The 22,595-nt window shown below is 71.9% G+C and carries 17 protein-coding genes; 3 read left to right on the top strand and 14 right to left on the bottom strand.

Annotated features, from left to right (window positions below):
• Positions 1-44: 44 nt before the first annotated feature.
• Positions 45-2,225 (bottom strand): N-6 DNA methylase, encoded by a 2,181-nt coding sequence (locus AB8O64_RS27200; protein WP_370421867.1) that lies wholly within the window; start codon positions 2,223-2,225, stop codon positions 45-47.
• A 146-nt stretch (positions 2,226-2,371) separates the two neighbouring features.
• Here AB8O64_RS27200 and AB8O64_RS27195 point away from each other — a divergent pair, with 146 nt between their 5' ends.
• On the top strand, positions 2,372-4,057 hold the full coding sequence (locus tag AB8O64_RS27195; protein ID WP_370421865.1) for a DUF6119 family protein: 1,686 nt from the start codon (positions 2,372-2,374) through the stop codon (positions 4,055-4,057).
• 214 nt (positions 4,058-4,271) lie between these two features.
• Here AB8O64_RS27195 and AB8O64_RS27190 read toward each other — a convergent pair whose 3' ends face one another.
• From AB8O64_RS27190 to AB8O64_RS27150, 9 genes are all read right to left on the bottom strand, one after another.
• The gene (locus AB8O64_RS27190; RefSeq protein WP_370421864.1) at positions 4,272-5,600 is read right to left on the bottom strand and encodes a class I SAM-dependent RNA methyltransferase; all 1,329 of its coding nucleotides are present in this window, start codon (positions 5,598-5,600) and stop codon (positions 4,272-4,274) included.
• Between the two features lie 83 nt (positions 5,601-5,683).
• Positions 5,684-7,735: an APC family permease gene (locus AB8O64_RS27185; protein ID WP_370421863.1), complete on the bottom strand. Its 2,052-nt coding sequence runs from the start codon at positions 7,733-7,735 to the stop codon at positions 5,684-5,686.
• Between the two features lie 134 nt (positions 7,736-7,869).
• A complete protein-coding gene (locus tag AB8O64_RS27180; RefSeq protein ID WP_370423979.1) occupies positions 7,870-9,000 on the bottom strand; it encodes a cytochrome P450 in 1,131 nt (376 codons plus the stop codon).
• Positions 8,982-10,448 carry a cytochrome P450 gene (locus AB8O64_RS27175; protein WP_370421861.1) on the bottom strand — a complete coding sequence of 489 codons (1,467 nt, stop codon included), beginning with the start codon at positions 10,446-10,448 and terminating at the stop codon, positions 8,982-8,984. The genes AB8O64_RS27180 and AB8O64_RS27175 overlap by 19 nt, the downstream gene beginning before the upstream one ends.
• Positions 10,445-11,077, bottom strand: a complete 633-nt coding sequence (locus AB8O64_RS27170) for an ATP/GTP-binding protein (protein ID WP_365209410.1) — start codon at positions 11,075-11,077, stop codon at positions 10,445-10,447. Before AB8O64_RS27170 ends, AB8O64_RS27175 begins: the two co-directional genes overlap by 4 nt.
• Positions 11,055-11,417 carry a DUF742 domain-containing protein gene (locus AB8O64_RS27165; RefSeq protein WP_130881749.1) on the bottom strand — a complete coding sequence of 121 codons (363 nt, stop codon included), beginning with the start codon at positions 11,415-11,417 and terminating at the stop codon, positions 11,055-11,057. The genes AB8O64_RS27170 and AB8O64_RS27165 overlap by 23 nt, the downstream gene beginning before the upstream one ends.
• On the bottom strand, positions 11,414-11,836 hold the full coding sequence (locus AB8O64_RS27160; protein WP_184738712.1) for a roadblock/LC7 domain-containing protein: 423 nt from the start codon (positions 11,834-11,836) through the stop codon (positions 11,414-11,416). The genes AB8O64_RS27165 and AB8O64_RS27160 overlap by 4 nt, the downstream gene beginning before the upstream one ends.
• 8 nt (positions 11,837-11,844) lie before the next feature.
• A complete protein-coding gene (locus AB8O64_RS27155) occupies positions 11,845-13,314 on the bottom strand; it encodes an ATP-binding protein (RefSeq protein ID WP_370421860.1) in 1,470 nt (489 codons plus the stop codon).
• 339 nt (positions 13,315-13,653) lie between these two features.
• The gene (locus AB8O64_RS27150; protein ID WP_370421858.1) at positions 13,654-15,714 is read right to left on the bottom strand and encodes an FAD/NAD(P)-binding protein; all 2,061 of its coding nucleotides are present in this window, start codon (positions 15,712-15,714) and stop codon (positions 13,654-13,656) included.
• Positions 15,715-16,291: 577 nt separating this feature from the next.
• On the opposite strand from AB8O64_RS27150, the gene AB8O64_RS27145 reads away from it, so the two are divergent.
• Together AB8O64_RS27145 and AB8O64_RS27140 are read left to right on the top strand one after the other, a co-directional pair.
• Positions 16,292-16,960 carry a TrkA family potassium uptake protein gene (locus AB8O64_RS27145; protein WP_370421856.1) on the top strand — a complete coding sequence of 223 codons (669 nt, stop codon included), beginning with the start codon at positions 16,292-16,294 and terminating at the stop codon, positions 16,958-16,960.
• On the top strand, positions 16,960-17,637 hold the full coding sequence (locus AB8O64_RS27140) for a TrkA family potassium uptake protein (RefSeq protein WP_365209421.1): 678 nt from the start codon (positions 16,960-16,962) through the stop codon (positions 17,635-17,637). Before AB8O64_RS27145 ends, AB8O64_RS27140 begins: the two co-directional genes overlap by 1 nt.
• Positions 17,638-17,723: 86 nt before the next feature.
• Here AB8O64_RS27140 and AB8O64_RS27135 read toward each other — a convergent pair whose 3' ends face one another.
• The 4 genes from AB8O64_RS27135 to AB8O64_RS27120 all read right to left on the bottom strand — a co-directional run bounded on the left by AB8O64_RS27135 (position 17,724) and on the right by AB8O64_RS27120 (position 22,485).
• A complete protein-coding gene (locus tag AB8O64_RS27135) occupies positions 17,724-18,536 on the bottom strand; it encodes a DUF3159 domain-containing protein (RefSeq protein WP_370421855.1) in 813 nt (270 codons plus the stop codon).
• Positions 18,537-18,539: 3 nt separating this feature from the next.
• The gene (locus AB8O64_RS27130; protein ID WP_165451691.1) at positions 18,540-18,938 is read right to left on the bottom strand and encodes an OB-fold nucleic acid binding domain-containing protein; all 399 of its coding nucleotides are present in this window, start codon (positions 18,936-18,938) and stop codon (positions 18,540-18,542) included.
• 153 nt (positions 18,939-19,091) lie between these two features.
• Positions 19,092-19,781: a response regulator gene (locus AB8O64_RS27125; protein ID WP_370421853.1), complete on the bottom strand. Its 690-nt coding sequence runs from the start codon at positions 19,779-19,781 to the stop codon at positions 19,092-19,094.
• A gap of 151 nt (positions 19,782-19,932) precedes the next feature.
• Positions 19,933-22,485: an ATP-binding protein gene (locus AB8O64_RS27120; protein WP_370421852.1), complete on the bottom strand. Its 2,553-nt coding sequence runs from the start codon at positions 22,483-22,485 to the stop codon at positions 19,933-19,935.
• Positions 22,486-22,595 lie beyond the last annotated feature (110 nt).

Here is a 22,595-nt window from a genome sequence, read left to right as displayed (position 1 = left end):
GGTGCGGACAAGTGTGGTGGATGGTCGAGAAGTACACGTGTGGTTCAGGCCGGTTCGGTATCGGCCACGGTCCCGGCCAGGGCCGTGGCCGGCAGGAGCGCGCCGCCCGTGAGGCCGTCCGTCAGCAGGGCCGCCGTCTGCTCCGCGAGCCGCGCGGCCTGCCGTGCCCGCGCGCGCAGTCCGTGGACATTCCGGAAGGCCTCGCCGTAGCGGCGCTGCTCGTCCAGTGGCAGCAGCGGGACCCGTAGCCGGCCCGGAGCCACGTGCAGGACGGTGCTGCCGGTGGAGGCCCCCGCGACGTTCTCCGCCGAGCCGACGAATCCGGCCAGGAACCAGGAGTCCAGGCGGGCCGGGTCCGGGCGAAGGAGATGGACCTGGGGGCCGAGGAGAGCCCCCGCGTCCCCCTCATCCGCCACTCGGGCCATGGGCCCGGCGCCGCCCGCGATCGCCCGTACCAGGACGTCGCCGACGGCGATCACGGGCGCGGGAGCCGCCGAACGGAGTTCCGCCGGGTCGCCGGTCGGGCCCGTCCCGCGCGCGATGTCCGCTCCGGTGAGGACCGGCGCCGCCGTTGCGGAGGCGGCCCCTTCCGGCTCCGGTTCCGGTCCCTTGGGGTCCGGCACGGTACGGAGCAGGGTCAGTGCCCCGCCCCGGGCGAGGTCGGAGGCGGTGGCCGTACGCCATTCCCGGGCCGAGCCGCCAGGTTCGGGTGGGGTCCAGGCGGTGAAGTCCGCCGCGTCGAGGAGGGAGCGGGCGGCTTCGGTCAGCTCACGGCGGCCCGTCTCCGTGCGCGTGGACAACTCGACGGGGTCGAAGTCCGTGTGGGAGATACGGACCTGGCGGGCCGGGGTGAGGTCGACGAGCTCGTCGAGGAGGTCCACGACCGGTACTGCACGTGCGGTGCCGGTCTCGGCCGCGAACCCGTCCGGGTCGGCGGTGAAGGCACCCCAGTGGGCGAGCGCCCGCGCCGTCAGGCTGGCCCAGTCGATCGGGGCACGGAAGGACCCCGTACGCGGCGAGACCGCCGCCTGTTCCCCGGCACCCGACCCGGGCGACCCTGCCATGTCGACGAACAGCACCGACTTCCGCTCGGAGCCTCCCGGCTCGGGCCGTTGCAGTACCCACAGCTGCAGGCCCACGTGCAGCGGCGGTGCGGCCCCGGCCGGGAGAGCCAGTACGGCCCGCACGGCGCCGCCGCGCACCAGCTCCGCCCGCACCCGGCGCCCGGAGGGGCGGGAGGCGGTGGCGGGCGGCAGGATCAGCACGGCCCAGCCGCCCGGCGCGAGGTGTGCGAGGCAGTGCTGCACCCAGGCGAGCTCGGATTCGGACCGGCCCGGTACGCCGTACGCCCAGCGCGGGTCGTAGGCGAGCTCGTCGTGGCCCCAGTCGCGATCTCCGTACGGCGGGTTGCAGACCACCGCGTCCACCGTCAGGCCGTCGAAGGCGTCCGCGCGCAGGCTGTCCCCGATGCGTACAGTGACCTCGGCCCGTGCCGCGGCGAGGCTCAGCCCGACCGCGGCGCGCTGGGCCTGTACGGGTACGGAGTCCTGGCCGAGGAGAGTGGTGGCGCCGCGCCCGGCGGCGGCCGCGAGCAGCGCGCCGCTGCCGCAGGCCGGGTCCAGTACCCGCGCGACCGCGGCCGGGAGCAGCTCCGCGACCAGCCGCGTCAAGGGTTCGGGAGTTCCGTAGACGCCGGTCGCGGCACTGTCCTCCAGTTCCCTTTCCGCGAGCACCGCGAGCGCGGCCGGGCCGCCCTCCTCGCGTACGCAGCGAAGGATCGCGCGCAGTGTGGGGCCGTCGGATGCGGAGAACGGGGGACTCGCGGGCGTCGGCCCGGGGAGCGAGGCCAGGAGCTCGGCCACCTCTTCGACGGCGCGGGCGACGAGCTCGGCGTCCGTGAGGTCGGCGAGCGCCGCCGTCTCGTCCGGGGAGCGGCGGGCGAGCGTGAGCACGAAGCCGATGCGGCCGGTCGTCCTGTCCGGGTCGGAGGCCTGGAAGCGGACCGCGGTGCGCAGCTCCTCCCGGGGGTCGGCGACCCGCGTGTGACCGCGCGAGCCGAGCCACTCCTGGACCGCTCCGAGGTCGTAGAGCGGACTGGTATCGGTGCCGCCGGACGGATGAGGGAAGTCGGCGTGCCGTCGGCGCCAGTTGCTGACGGTGGCCCGGGTAACGCCGGCGATGCGGGAGATCTCCGCGGCTGTCACGTGGGCTGTTGTCTCGGGCATGACCGGGCGGCACCTCTCCTCTGGGCGGGCAGTTCACACTCTACACCACAACCCGAGCGTGAATCCATGTTTGACAGTGCTTTCACGAGTGCATCTACTGGGTGTCGTCAGCACCACGGTCTCGCCTCACCACTCCGGGAGTCCCCATGCCGCTCGGCCCCACCATCACCCACAGCCCTGCCACCGCCCCCAAGACCCGGCGCAGCACTCTCTACCTGCTCCGGGACATGGGCCCGTCTCCTGCGGACCTGCGGGCAGCACTCAACGCCAGGTATGAGCGCGATCACTCCTTCACCGTCGAGGACGTAACGATCGGGGACGCCCCCGCGCTCCTCTGCCACGGTGTGATCAGCCACCACCGGCCGCCCGACTGGACCTCCGCCGTGCACACCCTCACCGGGCGGAAGCCGCCCGTGGAGAACCGCACCTCGGCGTGCGCCCTGCTCCTCCCCATCGCCGACGACGTCTTCGCCCTCACTTTCGGCATGGGGCACCTCCTGCTCGACCAGAGCTGGATCTCCCCCGGCTTCGGCTTCGACTTCGTCCTGCGCGCGGCGCAGCCCGACTCCATCCGCCAGGTCACGCACAGCCTGATGGACGCCAGAGGCCGCACGGACCGGAGCTCGGCCGCCCAGGGCCAGCACATTCGCGCGTTTCCCATCGAGGAGTACGGAGAGGTGGTGAGCCGGCTGGTCGGCTCCCTGAGCTCAACGGAGCTCACGATCGGGAGGCGCAGCCGGCGAACGGCTCAGGTGGCCGGTACGGACGCCCTGAAGATCCATCTGGGCGCGCAGCCCGAGGACCTGATCCACGACCTCACGCAGGTCCAGGCGATCCTCACCCGCCGGTCCCCCGCACCGGAGTTCGAGGCCATCGCCCGCGTTCGGCCACTCAAGAGCGGAGACCCTCGACGCAGCGTCCTGGAGACCCGTCTCGATGATCTGCTGGGTGCCTCGGCGGACAGCGGCTCACTCGCTCTGGCCGTCCCCGCGGCCTGCCTCGACCAGGAGGACGCCGCACTCTCCTACCAGGTGAAGATCGGGCCCGTACGCCACCTCATGCCTTCTCCGACGCTCGACGACATCCTGGAGCTGCTCGACGACATCCCGCCCGGCAGGCGTCTGGAAGCACTGTCCGCGGGCTACGTACAGATGCACCGAGACGAGGAGGGCACCGATCCGGTGAGCGCCCAGGTAAAAGCACACAAGTGGATCACGGCCGAGATCCCGCTCGGCGCCAGCCGCTACTTCCACCACGAGGGGCGCTGGTTCGAGATCGGGGACCAGTACCTGGAGGGCATCCGGAGCGAGGTCGACGCCCTGCTCACCGCACCAGCCGACTGTCCGCTGCCGGGCTGGACGACCAACCTCGCGACTGAGGAGGAATACAACCTGGAGGCAGCGAAGCGTGGATACGTCTGCCTGGATCGCCGGCTGATCAAGACCGCCCAGCATCCGCACGGTTTCGAGGCCGCGGACCTACTCGCCGAGGACGGAACCCTGATCCACGTCAAGAGGGCCGCCTCCTCGGCACCGCTCAGCCACCTCTTCGCCCAGGGCAGGATCTCCGCCGATGCCCTGCGCAACGACGCGGAGGCGCGCTCCGAGTTCGTCCGACGCGTGCAGGAACGACGCCCGGGGCACCCCGTCGGCGAGGAGTTCACCCCGAGGAAGGTCGTCTACGCCATCTCACTCAAGAGCGGGAAGGCCCTGACGACGGCGAACCTGTTCACCTTCGCCCAGGTCTCCCTACTGCAGGCAGCCCGTGCGCTGCGCGCCCAGGGCATCGACGTATCCGTGGTCGGCATTCCGTCCGTGGACACCAGCGCCTGATCCGTGTCCGCGAAGGCCAGACCTCCACGCCGTGCATGGACCTCGTCGCGCCCTTACATCAGGAAGAGCGCTCGCAAGGGGGCACTGGCTACTCCTCCGGAACCCGGCCGCCTTCCTTCAAGTTCCCTCGAAGACAGGAGAGCGTCACGAGCGTCATTTCAGCGTCAGAATTTCGCCCCTAACGCCCCTAACGCCCACCAGGTAAATCCGAAGGTCACGCCTCCTTTGCCACCGGCTTCAAAATCGCCACGCACTCCACGTGATGCGTCATCGGGAAGAAGTCGAACGCCCGGAGCTTGACCGGCTTGTAGCCCTCTTCCGCGAAGTACGCCAGGTCGCGGGCCAGGGCGGCCGGGTCGCAGGCTACGTAGGCGATGCGGCGGGCGCCGAGGGAGGCGAGGTGGCGGACCGTCTGCTTGCCGGCGCCCGCGCGGGGCGGGTCGAGGACGATGAGGTCGGCTTCCTCGATGCGGGTGCGGGGCAGGACCTGCTCGACCTTGCCCTGCTCGATGCGGACCCGCTCCAGGTCCTTCAGGTTGTGGCGGGCGTCCTCCACCGCGCGCTTGCCGGACTCGATGCCGAGCACCGCGCCCTTGTCGCCGATGCGCTCGGCGAGCGCGCCCGCGAAGAGGCCGACGCCGCAGTAGAGGTCGAGGGCCATGTCGCCCTTGCGGGGCATCAGGCCCTGCATGACGGCCTTCACCAGCATGTCCGCCGCCTGCGGGTGGACCTGCCAGAAGCCGCCCTCGCCGACGCGGTAGGTGCGGCCGTCGGCGCGCTCGCGGACGAAGGCGCGGCCGTGGACGGGGTGGACCTGCTTGTCCTTCTCACCGATGCGCAGGACCGAGACCGGCTTGTCGAGCTCGACGATCGGGAGGCGGCCGCCCGGCTTCGGGGTGAGGATCACCTGGCGGTCGCCGGAGCCGGAGGCGGCGATGGCCTCGACGGAGGCCATCTGCGGCCACTCGCGCTTCTCGATGCCCAGCTCCGAGACGCCCGGGGCGGCGATCAGGCAGCGGTCGATGACCTCGACGTCGTGCGAGCGGTGCTTGCGCAGTCCCGCGTGGCCCTCGGCGTCGACCGCGTACTGCACGCGGGTGCGCCAGGCGGGGACCTCGCCCGCCGGGAGCTTGTCGCCGTCGGCCGGCACGACCGTGCCGTCCCAGCCGGCCTCCTCGGGGGTCAGCCCCGCGAGGCGCATCAGCTGCTCGGCGATGACCTCGCCCTTGAGGCGGCGCTGGGCGCCGGGCTTGGCGTGCTGCCAGTCGCAGCCGCCGCACTTGCCGGGGCCCGAGAAGGGGCAGGGGGCCTCGACGCGGTCCTTCGAGGCCTCCAGGATCTGTACCGCGTCCGCGCGCAGGAAGCGGGAGGTCGACTCGCCCTCGGTCACCCGGGCGACGACCCGCTCGCCGGGGAGCGCGTGCCGGACGAACAGGACCCGGCCCGCGTCCGTGCGGGCGACGCAGTGGCCGCCGTGGGCGACGGGGCCGACCTCGACCTCGTACTCGTGGCCGACCAGCGATGCTTCGGTCTCGTGCTGCATGCGGGTCGACTCCAGAGAACTCAAAAGGGGTGAGGGGGACAGCCTTCGAGTCTACGTCCCACCTCACCCCCTCGACGACCGCGCTACTTCTTCGTGGCGGCCTTTTCCCGCTTCGGCTGCGTGACCGGGCCGCGGCGCACCGAACCCGGGGCGTTCCACTCGGCGCGCTTGCGGGCCCGGCGCTTGGCGGCCTCGGAGGAGTCGAGCTGCCAGGGCACCGAGGTGACCATCACGCCCGGCGTGAAGAGCAGCCGGCCCTTCAGGCGCAGCGCGCTCTGGTTGTGCAGCAGGTGCTCGTACCAGTGGCCGACCACGTATTCGGGGATGTAGACGCTGACGACGTCGCGCGGGCTTTCCTTCCGCAGCCGCTTGACGTAGTCGATGATCGGCCGGGTGATCTCGCGGTAGGGCGAGTCGAGGACCTTCAGGGGGACGTCGAGGCCGCGGCGCGACCATTCCTCGTGCAGCGTCCTGGTCTCGGTGGCGTCGACGCTGATGGTCAGGGCCTCGAGGGTGTCGGAGCGCATGAGCTTGGCGTAGGCCAGGGCCCGCAGGGTCGGCTTGTGGATCTTGGAGACGAGGACGATGGAGTGCACCCGGGAGGGGCGCACGGCCTCTTCGCCGGGCTCGTCCTCGACGGCGATCTCCTCGGCGACCCGGTCGTAGTGCTTACGGATCGCGGTCATGGTGGCGTAGAAGATCACCATGCCGAGCAGGGCGACCCACGCGCCGTGGGTGAACTTCGTCAGCAGCACCACGACGAGGACCAGGCCGGTGAAGAAGGCGCCGAAGGTGTTGATCGCGCGGGAGCGGACCATGCGACGGCGCTCGGCCGGGTCGGTCTCGGTGGCCAGGTGGCGGTTCCAGTGCCGGACCATGCCGATCTGGCTGAGGGTGAAGGAGACGAAGACGCCGACGATGTAGAGCTGGATGAGGCGGGTGGAGTCGGCCCCGTAGATGACGACGAGTATCGCGGCGGCCCCGGAGAGCAGCACGATGCCGTTGGAGAACGCGAGGCGGTCGCCGCGGGTGTGCAGCTGGCGCGGCAGGTAGCGGTCCTGGGCGAGGATCGAGCCGAGCAGCGGGAAGCCGTTGTAGGCGGTGTTCGCGGCCAGGAAGAGCACGAGGGCGGTGGCGGCGGCGAGCAGGATGAAGAGGAACGAGCCGTTGCCGAAGACCGCCTCGGCGACCTGCGAGATCACCGGGTGCTGGGTGTAGTCGTCGCCGACGGGCTTGCCGTCCTTGAGCAGGTCGGTGGCCGGGTTCTCGGCCATCCGCACCTTGGTGGCCATGGCCAGCGCGATGATGCCGCAGAACATGGTGACGGCGAGGGCGCCCATGAGCGCGAGCGTCGTCGCGGCGTTCTTGCTCTTGGGCTTGCGGAAGGCGGGCACGCCGTTGCTGATGGCCTCGACGCCGGTGAGGGCGGCGCAGCCGGAGGAGAAGGCGCGCAGCAGCAGGAAGACGAGGGCGAAGCCCGCGAGTCCCTGGTGTTCGGCGTGGATGGTGTAGTCGGCGGTGGGGGCCTTCATGGTGTCGCCCATGAACACGCCGCGGATGACGCCCCAGGCGATCATCAGGAAGACACCGCCGACGAAGACGTACGTCGGGATGGCGAAGAGCTTGCCGGACTCCTTGACGCCGCGCAGGTTCATCAGTGTGAGCAGCACGATGACGCCGACGGCGCAGGCCGTCTTGTGCTCGATGACGAAGGGGACGGCGGAGCCGAGGTTCTCGATTCCGGAGGAGATCGAGACCGCGACGGTCAGGACGTAGTCGACGAGCAGGGCGCTGGCGACGGTCAGTCCGGCCTTGGGGCCCAGGTTGGTGTTGGCGACCTCGTAGTCACCGCCGCCGCTGGGGTAGGCGTGGACGTTCTGGCGGTACGAGGCGACCACCGTGAACATCAGCACCACGACCGCGACCGCGATCCATGGACTGAAGTGGTAGGCCGACACGCCTGCCACGGAGAGGACGAGCAGCACTTCGCCCGGCGCGTACGCCACCGAGGACAGCGGGTCGGAGGCGAAGACGGGGAGGGCGATGCGCTTGGGGAGGAGTGTCTCCCCCAGCTTGTTGCTGTGCAGCGCCCGGCCGATAAGGATCCGTTTGGGCAGGTCGGTCAGTTTGGACACGCAGAGGATCGTATGCGTTCGCTCTGGGGTGCGCCCACCCGCCACCCGCCGGGAAAGCCGAATGTGGCGTGTGTCGCGTGCGATCCGGCGGGTGGCGGTGTGCTGTGTGTTTCGCTGCGCGGTGCGCTGGGTGCCTAGTGGCGGCCCAGCCGGGCGGGCAGGGCGCGGTGGCCGTTGGAGATGAAGGACTCCACCGGGCTCAGCTCGCCGGGGGCCGCGGCGAGGGTCAGCTCGGGGAAGCGCGCGAAGAGGGCGGGCAGCGCGACCGCGGCCTCCAGCCGGGCCAGCGGGGCGCCCAGGCAGTGGTGGACGCCGTGGCCGAAGGCCAGGTGGTCCTTGTCGGCGCGGGTGAGGTCGAAGTCGTCGGCCGTGTCCCCGTACAGCTGCGGGTCGCGGCCGGCCGCGGCGTAGGCGGCGATGATCGCGTCGCCCTTGCGCAGCGTGACTCCGCCGTCCAGCTCGATGTCCTCGGCGGCGTAGCGCAGCGGCAGGTTGGCGACCGGGGCCTGGAGCCGCAGTGTCTCTTCGATCACATCGTCCCAGCCGGCCTTGCCGGTGCGGATCAGCGCCAGCTGCTCGGGGTGGGTGAGCAGCTCGTGGATGGCGTTGTCGAGGAGGTTCACGGTGGTCTCGTGCCCGGCGCCGATCATCAGCAGCAGGGTGTCGACCAGTTCCTGCTCGCTCAGCCGGCTGCCGCCGGGGCCGTCCTCCTCGCGGGCGGAGATGAGGATGCTGGTCATGTCGTCGCCGGGGTTCTCGCGCTTGGCGGCGACGATCCCGCCGAGCAGCGCGTAGAGCTCGGTGTAGTTGGCCGTGACCTCCTCCGGGTCGGCGGAGGTGTGGAAGAGCGAGTCGACGCAGCGGCGCAGCCCCTCGCGGGTCGCGTCGTCGTCGACGCCGAACAGCTCGCAGATCACCTGGATCGGGATCGGGTAGGCGTAGCCCTCACGCAGGTCGACGATGTCGTCCGGCCCGTGGGCGGCGAGCGTGTCGAGGAGGTCGGCGGTCATCTCCTCGATGCGGGGGCGCAGGGCGGCGGTGCGGCGGGCGGTGAACGCCTTGGAGACGAGGACGCGCAGGCGTTTGTGGTCGCTGCCGTAGGCGGTGAACATGTTCTGCACCGCGACCCAGGTGTACAGCGGCCAGTCCGGGGAGATCTCGCCGTTGATCCAGGTCGGCCAGTGCTGGCGCGGGTCCTTCGAGACGCGCGGGTCGGTGAGGAGTTCCTTGAGCAGCGGCCGGGTGGTCACTGCCCACGCCACCACGCCACCAGGGAGCTCCACGGGGGTCGCCGGGCCGAGGGCGCGGAGGCGGGCGGCCTCGCCGTGGATGTCGCGGCCGGCGGGGTCGATGCGGACGGGGCAGGTCTGCTGGTCCATCGTCGGTCTCCTGAGGGTTCGGCGGACGGGTGGACGTGCGCCCGGTCGGGGTCGGGCACCAGCAGCGGCGCGGGTGCCGCTGTGGGTACGGGGACCGGGGGGAAGCGCACGGGCAGGGCGGTGAGAGCCCGGTGGAACGGGCCGGGGCGCCAGACGAGCCGGTCGACGGGTACGGCCAGCTCCAGGTCGGGCAGCCGGTCGAGGAGCTTCTCGACGGCGACGGCCGCGATGAGCCGGGCGGAGTCCTTGGCGGGGCAGGTGTGCGGGCCGGCGCTCCAGGCGAGGTGGGCGCGGTTGCCGGTGCGCTGGTCGGACAGCAGCGCGGGGTCGGTGTTGGCGGCGGCGAAGCTCACCACGACCGGCTCGCCCCTATTCAGCGGGACGCCGCCGAAGTCCACGTCGTGGACCGGGTAGTGGACGGCGTAGTTGGCCATCGGCGGGTCCAGCCAGAGCACCTCGTCGAGGGCGTCCTCGACGGGCATGCTGCCGCCGGCGAGGTCGCCCGCGAAGCGGTCGTCGGAGAGCAGCAGCCGCAGCGCGTTGGCGATCAGGTTCTGCTGGGGTTCGGTGCCGGCGCCGATGAGGACGACGAGCTGGTGGATCATCTCCTCGTCGGTGAGGGCGACCGGGTGGGCGAGCAGCCAGGAGATGACGTCCGCGCCCGGCCGGGCCCGCTTGAGGGAGACGAGCCGCACCAGGGTCTCGGTGATGAGGTCGTTGGCGCGCTCGGCGTCCACGCCGTCGAAGATCCCGGAGAAGCCTTCGACGAGGCGGTCGCCGAGCTCGGGCGGGCAGCCGAAGAGCTGCTGGAAGACCAGCAGGGGCAGCACCTTGGCGTAGCCGCCGAGCAGATCGGTCTCACCGAGCGGCGCGAAGCGGTCGATGAGGGTGTCGGCGCTGCGCTCGACGTAGCCGCGCAGGGCGTTGGGGTCGATCCGGCCGAGGCTGTCGGTGACGGCCTGGCGCAGTCGGCGGTGGGCGTCGCCGTCGGAGAACAGGCAGTTGGGCCGGTAGGCCATCATCGGCACGACGGGGTTGTCCGGGGCCACCCGGCCCTCGGCGAGAGCCCGCCAGCGGCGGGCGTCCTTGGCGAAGGTCTCGGGGGTGCGGAGCACTTCGAGGGCGGCCCGGTAGTCCGTGACGAGGGTGGCGGTGGCCCCGGGTGCGAGCTCCACGGGGGCGGCCGGGCCGAGGGTGCGCAGCCGGGCGTAGACGGCGTGCGGGTCGGCGGCGAAGTCGGGCCCGTACAGCGGCTGGGGGCGCGGTGGCGGCGCCGGGGCGCGGTGCGCGGGGCAGCCCGGCGGCGGGGGGCCGGCGTCGGGACGGTGGGTCACACAGGCTCCTGGGCGGTGCTGGACAGGCGCGTCTGCCGGGTCTGGAGGTATTCCACGAGGGTGATCAGGGCCCGGGTGGAGGAGATCCGGTCGCGTGCGTCACAGGTGATGAGCGGGGTCTCGGGGAGCAGATCGAGGGCTTCGCGGATCTCCTCCTCGGGGTGGGTGGGGGCGCCGTCGAAGTGGTTGACGGCGACGGCGTACGGCAGGCCGTGCTCCTCCAGCAGTCCCATGACGTCGAAGGACTGCTCCAGGCGCCGGGTGTCGGCGAGGACCAGGGCGCCGAGCGCGCCGCGGGTCATGTCCTGCCAGAGCCGGGTGAAGCGTTGCTGGCCGGGGGCGCCGAAGAGATAGAGGACGAGGCTGTCGCTGAGGGTGAGCCGGCCGAAGTCCATGGCCACCGTGGTGGTGGTCTTGCCCCGGATGCCGGCCAGGTCGTCGACGAGGGCGCCGGCCTGCGTCATGGTCTCCTCGGTGCGCAGCGGCCGGATCTCCGACAGCGAGCCGACGAAGGTGGTCTTGCCCACCGCGAAGTGCCCCACGACGAGCAGCTTCGCGGCGGTCCGCACCGACTGACGGAGATAGACGGCCCCCTCGTGAGCGGTGTCAGAGGCGAGCGCGGAGTCCATCGAGTACCTCCTGCAAGATCTGGGCCTCGGGCAGTTGGGCCGAGGGGATGGGGGCCCGGGTACTGAGGTGGCCGCTGTCCACGAGATCGCCGAGCAGCACCTTGGTGACGCTGACGGGCAGCATCAGGTGGCCGGCGATCTCGGCGACCGACAGGGCGCCGCCGAGGCAGAGTTCCATGAGCGCGCGCTTTTCGGGGCTGAGGCCGCCGATCGGCAGGTCGCCGTGCGCCATGACCAGCGTGACCAGGTCGAAGGTGTTGCGGGTCGGGTGGGCACGCCCGTCGGTGACGACGTACGGGCGTACTAACCCTTTGTCGCGCCTCGGCGCCGGCGGGGTCATGCCGGGTTGCCCGGGCCCTGCCAGACACCCTGCCGGGGCGGGCTGGTCAGTTCCTTGCCGAGCCGGTCCACGAGCTTCTGCATGCGGTAGGTGACGGCTTCCATGTCGACGTGCTCGGAGGCCGAGACGGCGAGGTAGGCGCCGGGGCCGGCGGCTATGAGGAAGACGTAGCCGTGCGCGAACTCGACGAGCGTCTGCCGCCAGGGGGTCTCCTGGTGGGCCTGGTGGGTGCAGAACTCGCCGGTGGAGCGACTGATCGACTGCAGCCCGGAGAGGGCGGCGGCCTGGCGCTCCGCCTCGTCGCGGCCGATGCCCTGGGAGTGGGCGCGCAGCATGCCGTCGGCGGAGAGCAGGATCGCGTGCCGGGTCTCCGGCATCTTGACGACCTCGTCGAGCATCCAGCCGAGCTCGTTGTTCATGTGGTCGTTCACGCGGGGGGTTTCCCTTCGTCGTCGGGGGTGGGGGCGCCGTGACCGGCGGGTCCGGTGTGGCCGTGGTAACCGGCGTCGCCGGTGTGGCCGTCGGTCACGGGGGAATCGCAGGCGTCCCGGCCGGAGCGGGTGCCGCGGGCGAACGCGCCCATGATCCGGGCGGTCTGTTCCGCGGTGCGCTCGCTGGGGCTCTCGGCGGGCGGCGGCGCGGCGGGCCGGGGGGCCGGGGGTTGCCGGCGGCGGCGCTTGGGCAGTCCGCCGGCCGTCGAGCCGGTCACCGCGGGGGCGTCGTCGGCGGGCCGGTCGGGGTGTCCGGCGGGGAACTCCTCGGGCACGGGGGGCCGTTCCGGGGAGCGCGCGGGCGGCTGCTGCGACCTGGGCGCCCCGGCTGCGCCGCGACCGCTTCCGCCGCGACCGGTGTCGGTGGCGGCCGGGTGCCGGAGCGGGGTGGTGCCGGGCCCGTCGATCTCGAGGTGGGTCAGCAGGGCGCTGGGCAGGAACAGCACGGCCCGGACACCGCCGTACGGCGAGCGGGTGTCGACGGAGACGCTGAAGCCGTAGCGCGCGGCGAGCACGCCGATGACCGGGAAGCCGAACTGCGGGGGGTCGCCGAGCCGGGAGACGTCCACGACCCGCTGCCCGGAGAGCAGCGCGACCGCGTGCTGCACCTCCTGGCCGTCCATGCCGACGCCCGCGTCGTCGATGACGACGACGGCGCCGTTGTGCACGGGCTGGAGGCTGACCTCAACGGTGGTGTTGGGCTGCGAGTGGCGGGCGGCGTTGTCGAGGAGTTCGGCGACGGCGAGCACCACGGGCTCCACGACCCGGCTGACGACGGCGATGTCGGCCTGGCTGTGCACCCGCACGCGGCGGTAGTCGCGGATGCGGGAGGTGGCGCCCCGTACGACGTCGGTCAGCTGGGAGGCGACGCGCTGCCGGCCGGGCCACGAGCCGCACAGGACGGCGATGGCCTGGGCGCGGCGCCCGAACTGGGAGTTGGCGTGGTCGATCTCCAGCAGATCGCGCAGCACGTCGGGATTGTCGTGCCGGTCCTGCATGTCCGAGATGGCCAGCTGCTGTTCGTGCGCGAGCCCCTGGAGGGCGCGCATGGAGGCCTTGAGGGCGGCCTTCGCGGACTGGTCCGCGCGGGCCTGCGCCTTGTCGACGGCCTGGGTGAACAACTCCAGGGCGGACTGCAGGCTCTGCGCGAACACCGTGCCGGCGAGCCGTTCGTCGAGCGGGCCGGGCAGCGGTACGGGCTGGTTCATGGTCTCCGCCACGGCGGGCAGCCGGACCCCGACCAGGTGCCGTACCTCCTCGTCACGCGCCTGCAGGCTCTCTTCCAGTTGGGCGACGCGCCTGCGCACTCCGGCGGTGATCCCGCGCTGGCGGACCAGCAGGATCAGGACGGCGGTCAACGCGACGGCCAGGCACCAGATCACCGCCTCCGGTATGTGATGTGACATCAATTCCTCGTGGGCGATGGACGTAAGGGGCATGTGGTCGGCCGGACAGGTCGGCGTCCTGACGTCCCGTCCGGAAACGGAATACGCCGATCATCCTAACCACGCCGGTGACCGTGTGTCCGAACTTCATCACGAAATACGAACAGGCGTCCGCCCCTTGTCCGCTCTTCTACGCGCGTCCACGAGGCGGACGTGCGGTGATGGGCGCTGTGCCGGCGGGGACGAGAGACGCACGGAGCAGGAATTGAGCCACGCCGTGGCAGGGAAAAGGGGGCCTGCCCGGCGGGCGGTCGGTCGCCTGGACGCCCGCCCCGCGCGTCGCGTCGCCCCGCCTCGCCCTCAGACCGTCGCGCCCGTCAGATCCGTACCGGCGGCGGCGTGTCGCGGTGCGGAGGCCGCGCGGGTGCCGGGCGCGTGGGCCGCGTACCCATGGGCGACGGGCGGCAGGGCGAGGACCGCGCGGGCGATGGCGTCGGAGTCGCCGAGGGTCACGGAGTCCACTCCCGGCCGGATGCCGGCGGCGGTGACCCAGTGCACGGACTCGGTCGGGACGCCGTAGGCGAAGCGGCGCGGGTGGGCGTGCCCCCGGCCGTCGATGACGCGGTACGGGCGCTCGGTGACGGCCATTCCGCCGGTCTCGTAGCCGGCGCCGGTGGCCGCGTCGACGCGGAAGGTGGTGATCTGGCCGGTGTCGGCCAGGTGCCGCAGCAGCGGGTCGGCGGTGCGGCGCAGATCGGGCTCGGGCAGCCGGGCCTCGATGAGCACACCGGAGCGGATCGGCGCACCGGGGACGACGTCGGACTCGGCGACGAAGGCGGGGCCGCCCGGCCCCGCGGGGTCGATCCTTACGCGGGTGCCCGGCCCGGTGACCTCCAGGATGCCCGCCTCGATGAGGGCGATCATCTCCTCGATGCGGGAGGCGGGCGGGCCGATGGAGAGGAAGGCGTTGAGCGGGGTGTACCAGCCGTCCAGGTCGTCGCGGTGCGAGTCGCCGTCCAGGCCGCCGTGGTCGACGGCGAGCCTGATCTCGTTGCGCAGGTCGCGCAGGACGTCCAGGGCCGCCTTGAGCGGGCCGCCGACATTGCCGGCGCGGGCGGCGGCCACGTCCTCGGCGAGATGGCCGAGCAGCCAGTGGCGGAACTCGGCGCGGCAGGCGAACGTGCGGTCGCCGTACGGCCTGGACAGCCGTTCCCAGTCCCAGCGGTCGCCGTCGGCGATGCCGAAGGACTTCAGCAGCGCGGCGGGGTCCGCTGCGGGCGGCAGGGCCAGATAGCGGTCGACGAACGTCTCCCGTTCGTCCGCGCGGCCCGAGGTGGCCAGCAGCGTGCCGTAGTAGACGCTCTCGACCTCGCGGGCGATCAGCGGCCACAGGTCCCTGCCGAAGCGCACCGGGCTGCCGCGCCGGGCACGCTCCCGCAGACCGGCGATGTGCTCGGCGGTGAGCAGTCCGGGTACGTGGCGGCCGGTGGCTCCCTTCTCGTTCCGCCCGCGTGCGTGGTAGGGCACGCCGCGGCGGGAGAAGGCGTACAGGCGCGGCTCGTCGCCCGAGGGCCGGTAGACCAGCCGACGGCCCTGGCGGGTGAAGGTGCCGCCGCGCCCGGCGGTGAACAGCGCCATGTGGTCGAAGAAGTTCAGCCCGAGTCCGCGCAGCAGGACGGGCTCACCGGCGCCGGCCCCGACCGGGTCGACATCGGCGGGGTTGGCGGGGGCGACGTACCGCAGCCGGTGGCTCCGGGCCAGGGCCGCCGTTCGCGCCTCGCGGGGCGCGAGGCGCGCGGGGACGTGACCGAGCGCCATGACGACCGCGTCCAGCCCGCTCAGCCGGGTGCCGTCCTCCAGCCGGACGCCCTGCGGGCCGCCCGGGGCGCCCTCGGTGTCGGCCAGGGCGACCGCGCGCGAGCGGTGGACCACGACGGTGACGTGGCCGGGGGCGCGGGCCACGACGCGCCGGAAGCTGTCGCGGAGGTAGCGGCCGTAGAAGGCACGGGTGGGGTAGGAGTCCGGGCCGAGGTCGCGGGCTTCCGCGAGGGTCTCGTCGTCGTGATCGTCCGTCCGGCCCACGAGGGCGGAGGTCTCGTCGTCGTGGCCGTCCGTCCGGCCCACGGCAAGCAGGCCGCGGGCCCACGCGTACAGGCTCGGGCCGGGCTCGACGGGGCCCGATATTCGTGTGCTGTCGTCCGTGTAGACGGTGATCTGCGAGGCGACGGTGTTCATCAGCAGATGGCGGGACTGGTCGGTGCGCCAGACGGCGCCGGCGCCGGGCGCCGCGGGGTCGACGACATGCACGGTGACGGCGGAGTGCGACGGCGCGGCGCGCTCGTTCGCGCACAGCCGCTCCAGCACACAGAGCCCTCGCGGCCCGGCACCGACCACGCAGATCTCGACACGACTGCTCCTCATGCTCCTCATACGGGGCACTCCTGCTCTGGAAATGTTCCGGGAAGGGTTCGGGGAGACGCTGGGAAGTTCTGGAAACGGGCGCGTTCCGGCGGCACGGCACGGCGCGGGGCCGTGACTGGGCGAGAGCCTGGCGCGGCTGCCGGGCGGAAGGGGGCCGGCTTCCGTTCGCGGCACAATCTGATTGGTTCTGATTGGCGTGGCGACGACGGATGACCGGATCTGTCAATTTCCAGCCGACTATGCCCGCGGCGTGACACAGTCCGCGCTCTGCCCGCCAGCGCCGCGGCAGGACCGAGGGGGAACCCCGGCCGCCGTTCGTGTCGGCCGCTCCTGGACGAGCGCACCGCGCGGGGGCGGCTTCCGGGAGCGAGTCGGCACAGCGGCGCTCGACCCGCGGGGTCTTGCGGATACGGTGGTGTCATGCGTCGGCATGGCCGAAAGTGCCGGTCGGCGCGGCACGTGGAGACCGCGAGCTGTGGTCTCGTGGGCCCGTGAGCTGAACGTGAACAAAAAGGGAAGATGTGAGCAGGGTGTTGGTGCAGGTCAACGCGGTAGTCCGGAGCACGGGGGCGTCGTCGTGCACATCGTGATCATGGGTTGCGGGCGAGTGGGTTCGGCCCTCGCCCAGACCCTTGAGCAGCAGGGGCACACGGTCGCCGTGGTCGACCAGGACCCGACGGCGTTCCGGCGTCTGGGCTCCGGGTTCAGCGGTCGGCGGGTGACCGGCGTCGGCTTCGACCAGGACACCCTGCGGGAGGCGGGCATCGAGGAGGCCGGCGCCTTCGCCGCGGTGAGCAGCGGTGACAACTCCAACATCATCGCGGCCCGGGTGGCCCGCGAGATGTTCGGCGTCGAGAACGTGGCGGCCCGGATCTACGACCCGCGCCGCGCGGAGGTCTACCAGCGTCTCGGCATCCCGACCGTGGCCACCGTGCGCTGGACGGCGGACCAGATGCTCCGCCGGCTGCTGCCGTCCGGGGCGGAGCCGCTGTGGCGCGATCCCACGGGCGGCGTCCAGCTCGCCGAGGTCCCGGCCTCGGAGGCCTGGGTCGGTCACCGGATCAGCAAGCTCCAGGAGGAGACGGGCGTACGGGTGGCGTTCCTCACCCGGCTGGGCGAGGCCGTGCTGCCGACGTCCTCGACGGTCCTGCAGGAAGGCGACCTGGTGCACGTGATGATGCGCACCGACGAGGTCGAGAAGGTCGAAGCGGCGTTCTCCGCCGGTCCCGAGGAGGCGGCGCACTGATGAGGGTTGCTATTGCCGGAGCCGGTGCGGTCGGCCGCTCCATCGCGGGTGAGCTGCTGGAGAACGGGCACGAGGTGCTGCTCATCGACAAGGCCCCCTCGGCCATCTCGGTGGAGCGGGTGCCGCTGGCGGAGTGGCTGCTGGCCGACGCCTGCGAGATCACCTCGCTGGACGAGGCGGCGCTCCAGCGCTGCAACGTGGTGATCGCGGCGACCGGTGACGACAAGGTCAACCTCGTCGTCTCGCTGCTCGCCAAGACCGAGTACGGGGTCCCCCGGGTCGTGGCCCGGGTGAACAACCCGAAGAACGAGTGGCTCTTCAACGAGTCCTGGGGCGTGGACGTCGCCGTCTCCACCCCGCGTCTGATGTCGGCGCTGGTCGAGGAGGCCGTGAGCGTCGGCGACCTGGTGCGACTGCTGCGTTTCAGCCAGGGCGACGCCAACCTGGTGGAGCTGACGCTGCCGCCCGAGGCAGCGCTGGCGGGCACCCGGGTCGGGGACGTGGACTGGCCGGAGGACACCGCGCTGGTCACCATCATCCGCGGCACCCGCGTGCTCACCCCGAACAAGGAGGACGTGCTGGAGGCGGGCGACGAGCTGCTCTTCGTCGCGGCCCCCGCGCGTGAGGAGCAGCTGGAGGACCTGCTGTCGGTGCGCCGCGAGGACGTCGCCGGCTGAGCAGGCCGCGCCACGATACGTGGATGACGAAGGGCCCCGGGAGTGATTCCCGGGGCCCTTCGTCAATCGGTGGCAGGCGATGTGGCTCAGCGCGGCGGTGAGGAGTCGTGGGACCGCTCGCCGGTCACGATCCCCCCGAGGGGACCGTCGGTGTGCGCCCCGACGACGGCTCCCCCACTGCCCTGGGCCTTGGCGGCCTTGGCCGCCCGCTCGGCGGCCTCCTCCGCCTCCATCTCCGCGAACACGTCGATCGGCGGCGGAGCCTTGGAGAGGAAGATCCAGGTCAGATACACCGAGAGCAGCATCGGGGGGATGCCGAGGGCCATCCTGACCCAGCCCAGCTGGGTGGCGTCGCCCCACCAGTACAGCGGGAAGAGCACCGCCGACTTGAGGAGCAGGATCAGGCCCCAGGCCCAGCTGGCCTTGATGTAGGCGACCTTGCGACCGGGGTTGCGGGTGCGCCAGGAGAGGTTCTCCTTGAACACCGGGCCGAGGATCAGGCCGATCAGCGGATACCCGGCGATCGCCGAGACGATGTAGGCCAGGGACAGCCCGAAGGTGTAGATCATGCCGGGCAGATGGAAGTTCTTGGCGTCGCCGGACATCATCGCGAAGACCGCGCCGACGGCGACCCCGAACACCCCGCTGAAGGCGTGCTTGAGGGTGTCCTTGCGCAGCAGCCGTACGGCCACGAGCAGCACGGACAGGCTCAGTGCGGCGATCGCCGCGAGATGGATGTCCCGCTTGACCGTGTAGAGCGCGACGAAGACCAGGCCGGGCAGGGTGGTCTCCACCATGCCCCGCACACCACCGAACGCCTCGAAAAGGGCGGCTTCGGTCGCCGACCGTGCGTCGGCGCCCTCTCTCTGCTGGTCGTTCGGCTTGTCGAGAGACGTCACCCGCTACTCCTGTCCGAGCGGTCGGAGTTCATATTTGGGATTGAACAGCACGCGCCGGCCGCGGCTCATGGATATCCGGCCGGAGGCGATCAGCTTACGGCCGGGCTCTATGCCGACGATGGAGCGGCGTCCCAGCCACACCACGTCGAGCGCGGCCGAACCGTCGAACAGCTCGGCCTCCAGCGCGGGCACCCCGGCGCGCGGCCGGAGCGTGACCGTACGCAGTGTGCCGGTGACCTTCACTATCTGTCGGTCGCCGCAGTCGCATATCTTCGTGCAGCCCACGGCTTCCGCGTCCTGTTGCAGCTCTGCGGAGTGCAGCTCCTCCTGGGAGGTGGACAGCCGGTCCAGCATCCGGCGGAAACGGCCGGTCGGCTTCTCGGAACGGGGTACGGCGCTCATGAAACCAGCGTACCGGGGGCCATCCTGGCGGGAGCACACTCGACGGGCGGTCCTCAAGCGCCGGACGGGCTGGAAAATCCAGCCCGTCCGGCGCTTGAGGACCGGGGCCCGGGGCGGAGCCCGCGCTCACCCCCGGCCGTCCCCGCCCCGCGCTCACACCTCGAAGCGGTACCCCATCCCCGGCTCGGTGATGAAGTGCTTGGGATGCGACGGGTCCAGCTCCAGCTTGCGCCGCAGTTGGGCCATGTAGACCCGCAGGTAATTGGTCTCGGTGCCGTAGGACGGCCCCCATACCTCCTGGAGCAGTTGCTTCTGACTGACGAGACGGCCCGTGTTGCGTACGAGCACCTCCAGGAGGTGCCACTCGGTCGGGGTGAGGCGTACGTCCCGCCCGCCGCGGTTGACCTTCTTCGCGGCGAGGTCGACGGTGAAGACCTCCGTCTCGACGATCGCGTCGTCCCCCGCGGCCGTCGCGCCGGTGGGCTCCGCGCGCCGCACGGCGGCCCGTAGCCGGGCGAGCAGCTCGTCCATGCCGAAGGGCTTGGTGACGTAGTCGTCGGCGCCCGCGTCGAGCGCCTCCACCTTCTCGTCCGAGGTCTGGCGGGCGGACAGCACCAGGATCGGCACCCGGGTCCAGCCGCGCAGCCCCTTGATCACCTCGACCCCGTCCATGTCGGGCAGGCCGAGGTCGAGGATGACCACGTCGGGGTGGCGGGCGGCGGCGAGCTGGAGGGCGGTGGCACCGTCGGGCGCGGCGTCGACCTCGTACTTCCGCGCCTTGAGGTTGATCACGAGCGCGCGGACGATCTGCGGCTCGTCATCGACCACGAGCACCCGGTTCATGCGGAACCACCTCTGCTGTTCGTGCGGGCCCCGCCACGGGGCCCGGGGTATCGGCTGGGCGTTCGGGGGTGGTCCCCCGGTGCGGGGCGGCGGCCTGCGGCCGGCTCCGCGCAGTGGTCACGGCGGTGCCGGCGTGGGCCGGCCGCCGGGTTCATGAGGTGACCTGGGCCGGGAGGTCCGGGCGTACGGGCGGGCGGCCGTCGGCGGCCCGCAGGGTGAGGACCATGGTCATGCCGCCGCCGGGGGTGTCCTCCGCGGCGAGCGTGCCGCCCATGGCCTCGGCGAAGCCCCGGGCGACCGCGAGGCCGAGACCGACGCCCGCGCCGCGCGGCGCGTCCCCGTACCGCTGGAAGGGCTCGAAGATCCGGTCCTTGGCGCTGTCGGGCACGCCGGGGCCGCGGTCGGCGACGCGTACCTCCACACGGTCGCCGAGGGCGCTGGCGGCGACGAGGACGTGCGTGCCGTCGGGGCTGTACTTCACGGCGTTCTCGACGATGTTGGCGACGCTGCGCTCCAGCAGCCCGGGGTCGACGGCGACCATCGGGAGCGTCTCGGGGATGTCCAGGGTGACGCTGCCCTCGGGAACGCCGCCGAGTGCCATGGGGACCACCTCGTCGAGGTCGATCTCCCTGATCAGCGGGGTGACGGTGCCGGTCTGGAGGCGGGACATGTCGAGGAGGTTGCCGACCAGGTGGTCGAGGCGGTCGGCGCCGTCCTCGATACCGGCCAGCAGCTCGGCCTCGTCCTCCTCCGACCAGGCGACGTCGTCGGAGCGCAGCGAGGTGACGGCCGCCTTGATGCCGGCGAGCGGGGTGCGCAGATCATGGCTGACGGCGGCGAGCAGGGCGGTGCGGATGCGGTTGCCCTCGGCCAGCTGCTGGGCCCGCTCGGCCTCGCCGACGAGCCGCTGGCGGTCGAGGAAGACCGCGGCCTGGGCGGCGAAGGCGGCCAGCACGCGGCGGTCCTCGGCGGGCAGCACCCGGCCGGAGAGCGCGAGCGCCATGTTGTCGCCGACGGGCATGTCCACGTCCGCGTCCTCGGGGCGCAGCAGCGGCTTGCCCGTGCTGGTGACGACGCTGCTCGCACAGGTCCAGGGGTCCACTTCGCTGGCCCGCTCCAGCAGGGCGACGGACTCCATGGCGAAGGTCTCCCGGACCCGCTCCAGGAGCGCCTCCAGGCTGGTGTCGCCGCGCAGGACGCTGCCCGCGAGGAAGGAGAGGATCTCGGACTCGGCGCGCAGCCGGGAGGCCTGGTGGGTGCGGCGGGCGGCGACGTCCACGACGGAGGCCACGGAGACCGCGACGAACACGAAGATCGCCATGGCGACGATGTTCTTCGGGTCGGTGATCGTGAACCGGTGCACCGGCTGGACGAAGAAGTAGTTCAGCAGCAGGGAGCCGAAGGCCGCGGAGGCGAGGGCGGGCAGGAGGCCGCCGAGCAGCGCGGCCGCCACCGTCATGCACAGGTACAGCAGCATGTTGTTGGCGAGGCCGAGGTCCGGGCCGAAGTTCGTCAGGACCAGGCTGAGCAGGACGGGCCCGGCCAGGCCGACGAGCCAGCCGGCCAGGATGCGGCCCCGGCCGAGGCGGGCGCCACGGGCGACGGGCAGGCCCCGGCCCTTGGCGACCTCCTCGTGGGTGACGATGTGCACGTCGAGGTCGGGGCCGGAGTCGCGGGCGACGGTCTGGCCGACGCCGGGGCCGAAGATGTACTGCCAGTTCTTACGGCGGCTGGAGCCGAGGACGATCTGGGTGGCGTTGACGCCGCGCGCGAACTCCAGCAGTGAGGCGGGCACGTCGTCCCCGATCACGTGGTGGAAGGTGCCGCCGAGGTCCTCGACCAGCGTCCGCTGGACGGCCAGCTCCTTGGGCGAGGCCGAGGTCAGGCCGTCGCTGCGGGCGATGTAGACGGCGAGGATCTCGCTGCCGGAGCCCTTGGCGGCCATCCGTGAGGCACGGCGGATGAGGGTGCGGCCCTCGGGGCCGCCGGTGAGGCCGACGACGATCCGCTCGCGGGCCGACCAGATGGTCGAGACGCTGTGGTCGGTGCGGTACTGCCGCAGGTACTCGTCGACGCGGTCGGCGGTCCACAGCAGGGCGAGCTCGCGCAGCGCGGTCAGATTGCCCGGCCGGAAGTAGTTGGAGAGGGCGGCGTCGACCTTGTCCGACTTGTAGATGTTGCCGTGCGCCATACGGCGCCGCAGCGCCTGCGGCGACATGTCGACCAGCTCTATCTGGTCGGCGCGGCGCACCACCTCGTCGGGCACGGTCTCGCGCTGCCGGACGCCCGTTATCGACTCCACGACGTCACCCAGCGATTCCAGGTGCTGGATGTTGACGGTGGAGACGACGTCGATGCCGGCTTGCAGCAGCTCCTCGACGTCCTGCCAGCGCTTGGTGTTGCGGGAACCGGGGACGTTGGTGTGGGCCAGTTCGTCCACGAGGGCGACGGCCGGCCGGCGGGCGAGGAGCGCGTCCACGTCCATTTCGGTGAAGACGGAGTCTCGGTAGGTGAGCTCACGGCGGGGCACCTCCTCCAGGCCGTGCAGCATGACCTCGGTCCGGGGGCGTCCGTGATGCTCCACGAAGCCCACGACGGCGTCGGTACCGCGCTCGACCCGGCGGTGGGCCTCGGAGAGCATCGCGTACGTCTTGCCGACGCCCGGTGCCGCGCCGAGGTAGATACGAAGCTTGCCGCGTCCCATGGGCCCCATTGTCTTTCAGGATGCGCGGCGGTGTTCGGCCGGTTTCTCCGAGTCGTGTGCTGCACGGCCGCGCAGGGTCGACCTTACGGCCAGAGATTTGGACAAATGGG

It is taken from the genome of Streptomyces sp. QH1-20, assembly GCF_041283565.1.
Lineage (GTDB): Bacteria > Actinomycetota > Actinomycetes > Streptomycetales > Streptomycetaceae > Streptomyces > Streptomyces syringius.
The sequence above is the reverse complement of the archived record's forward strand: the minus strand, read 5'-3'. Positions and strand labels throughout refer to the sequence as shown.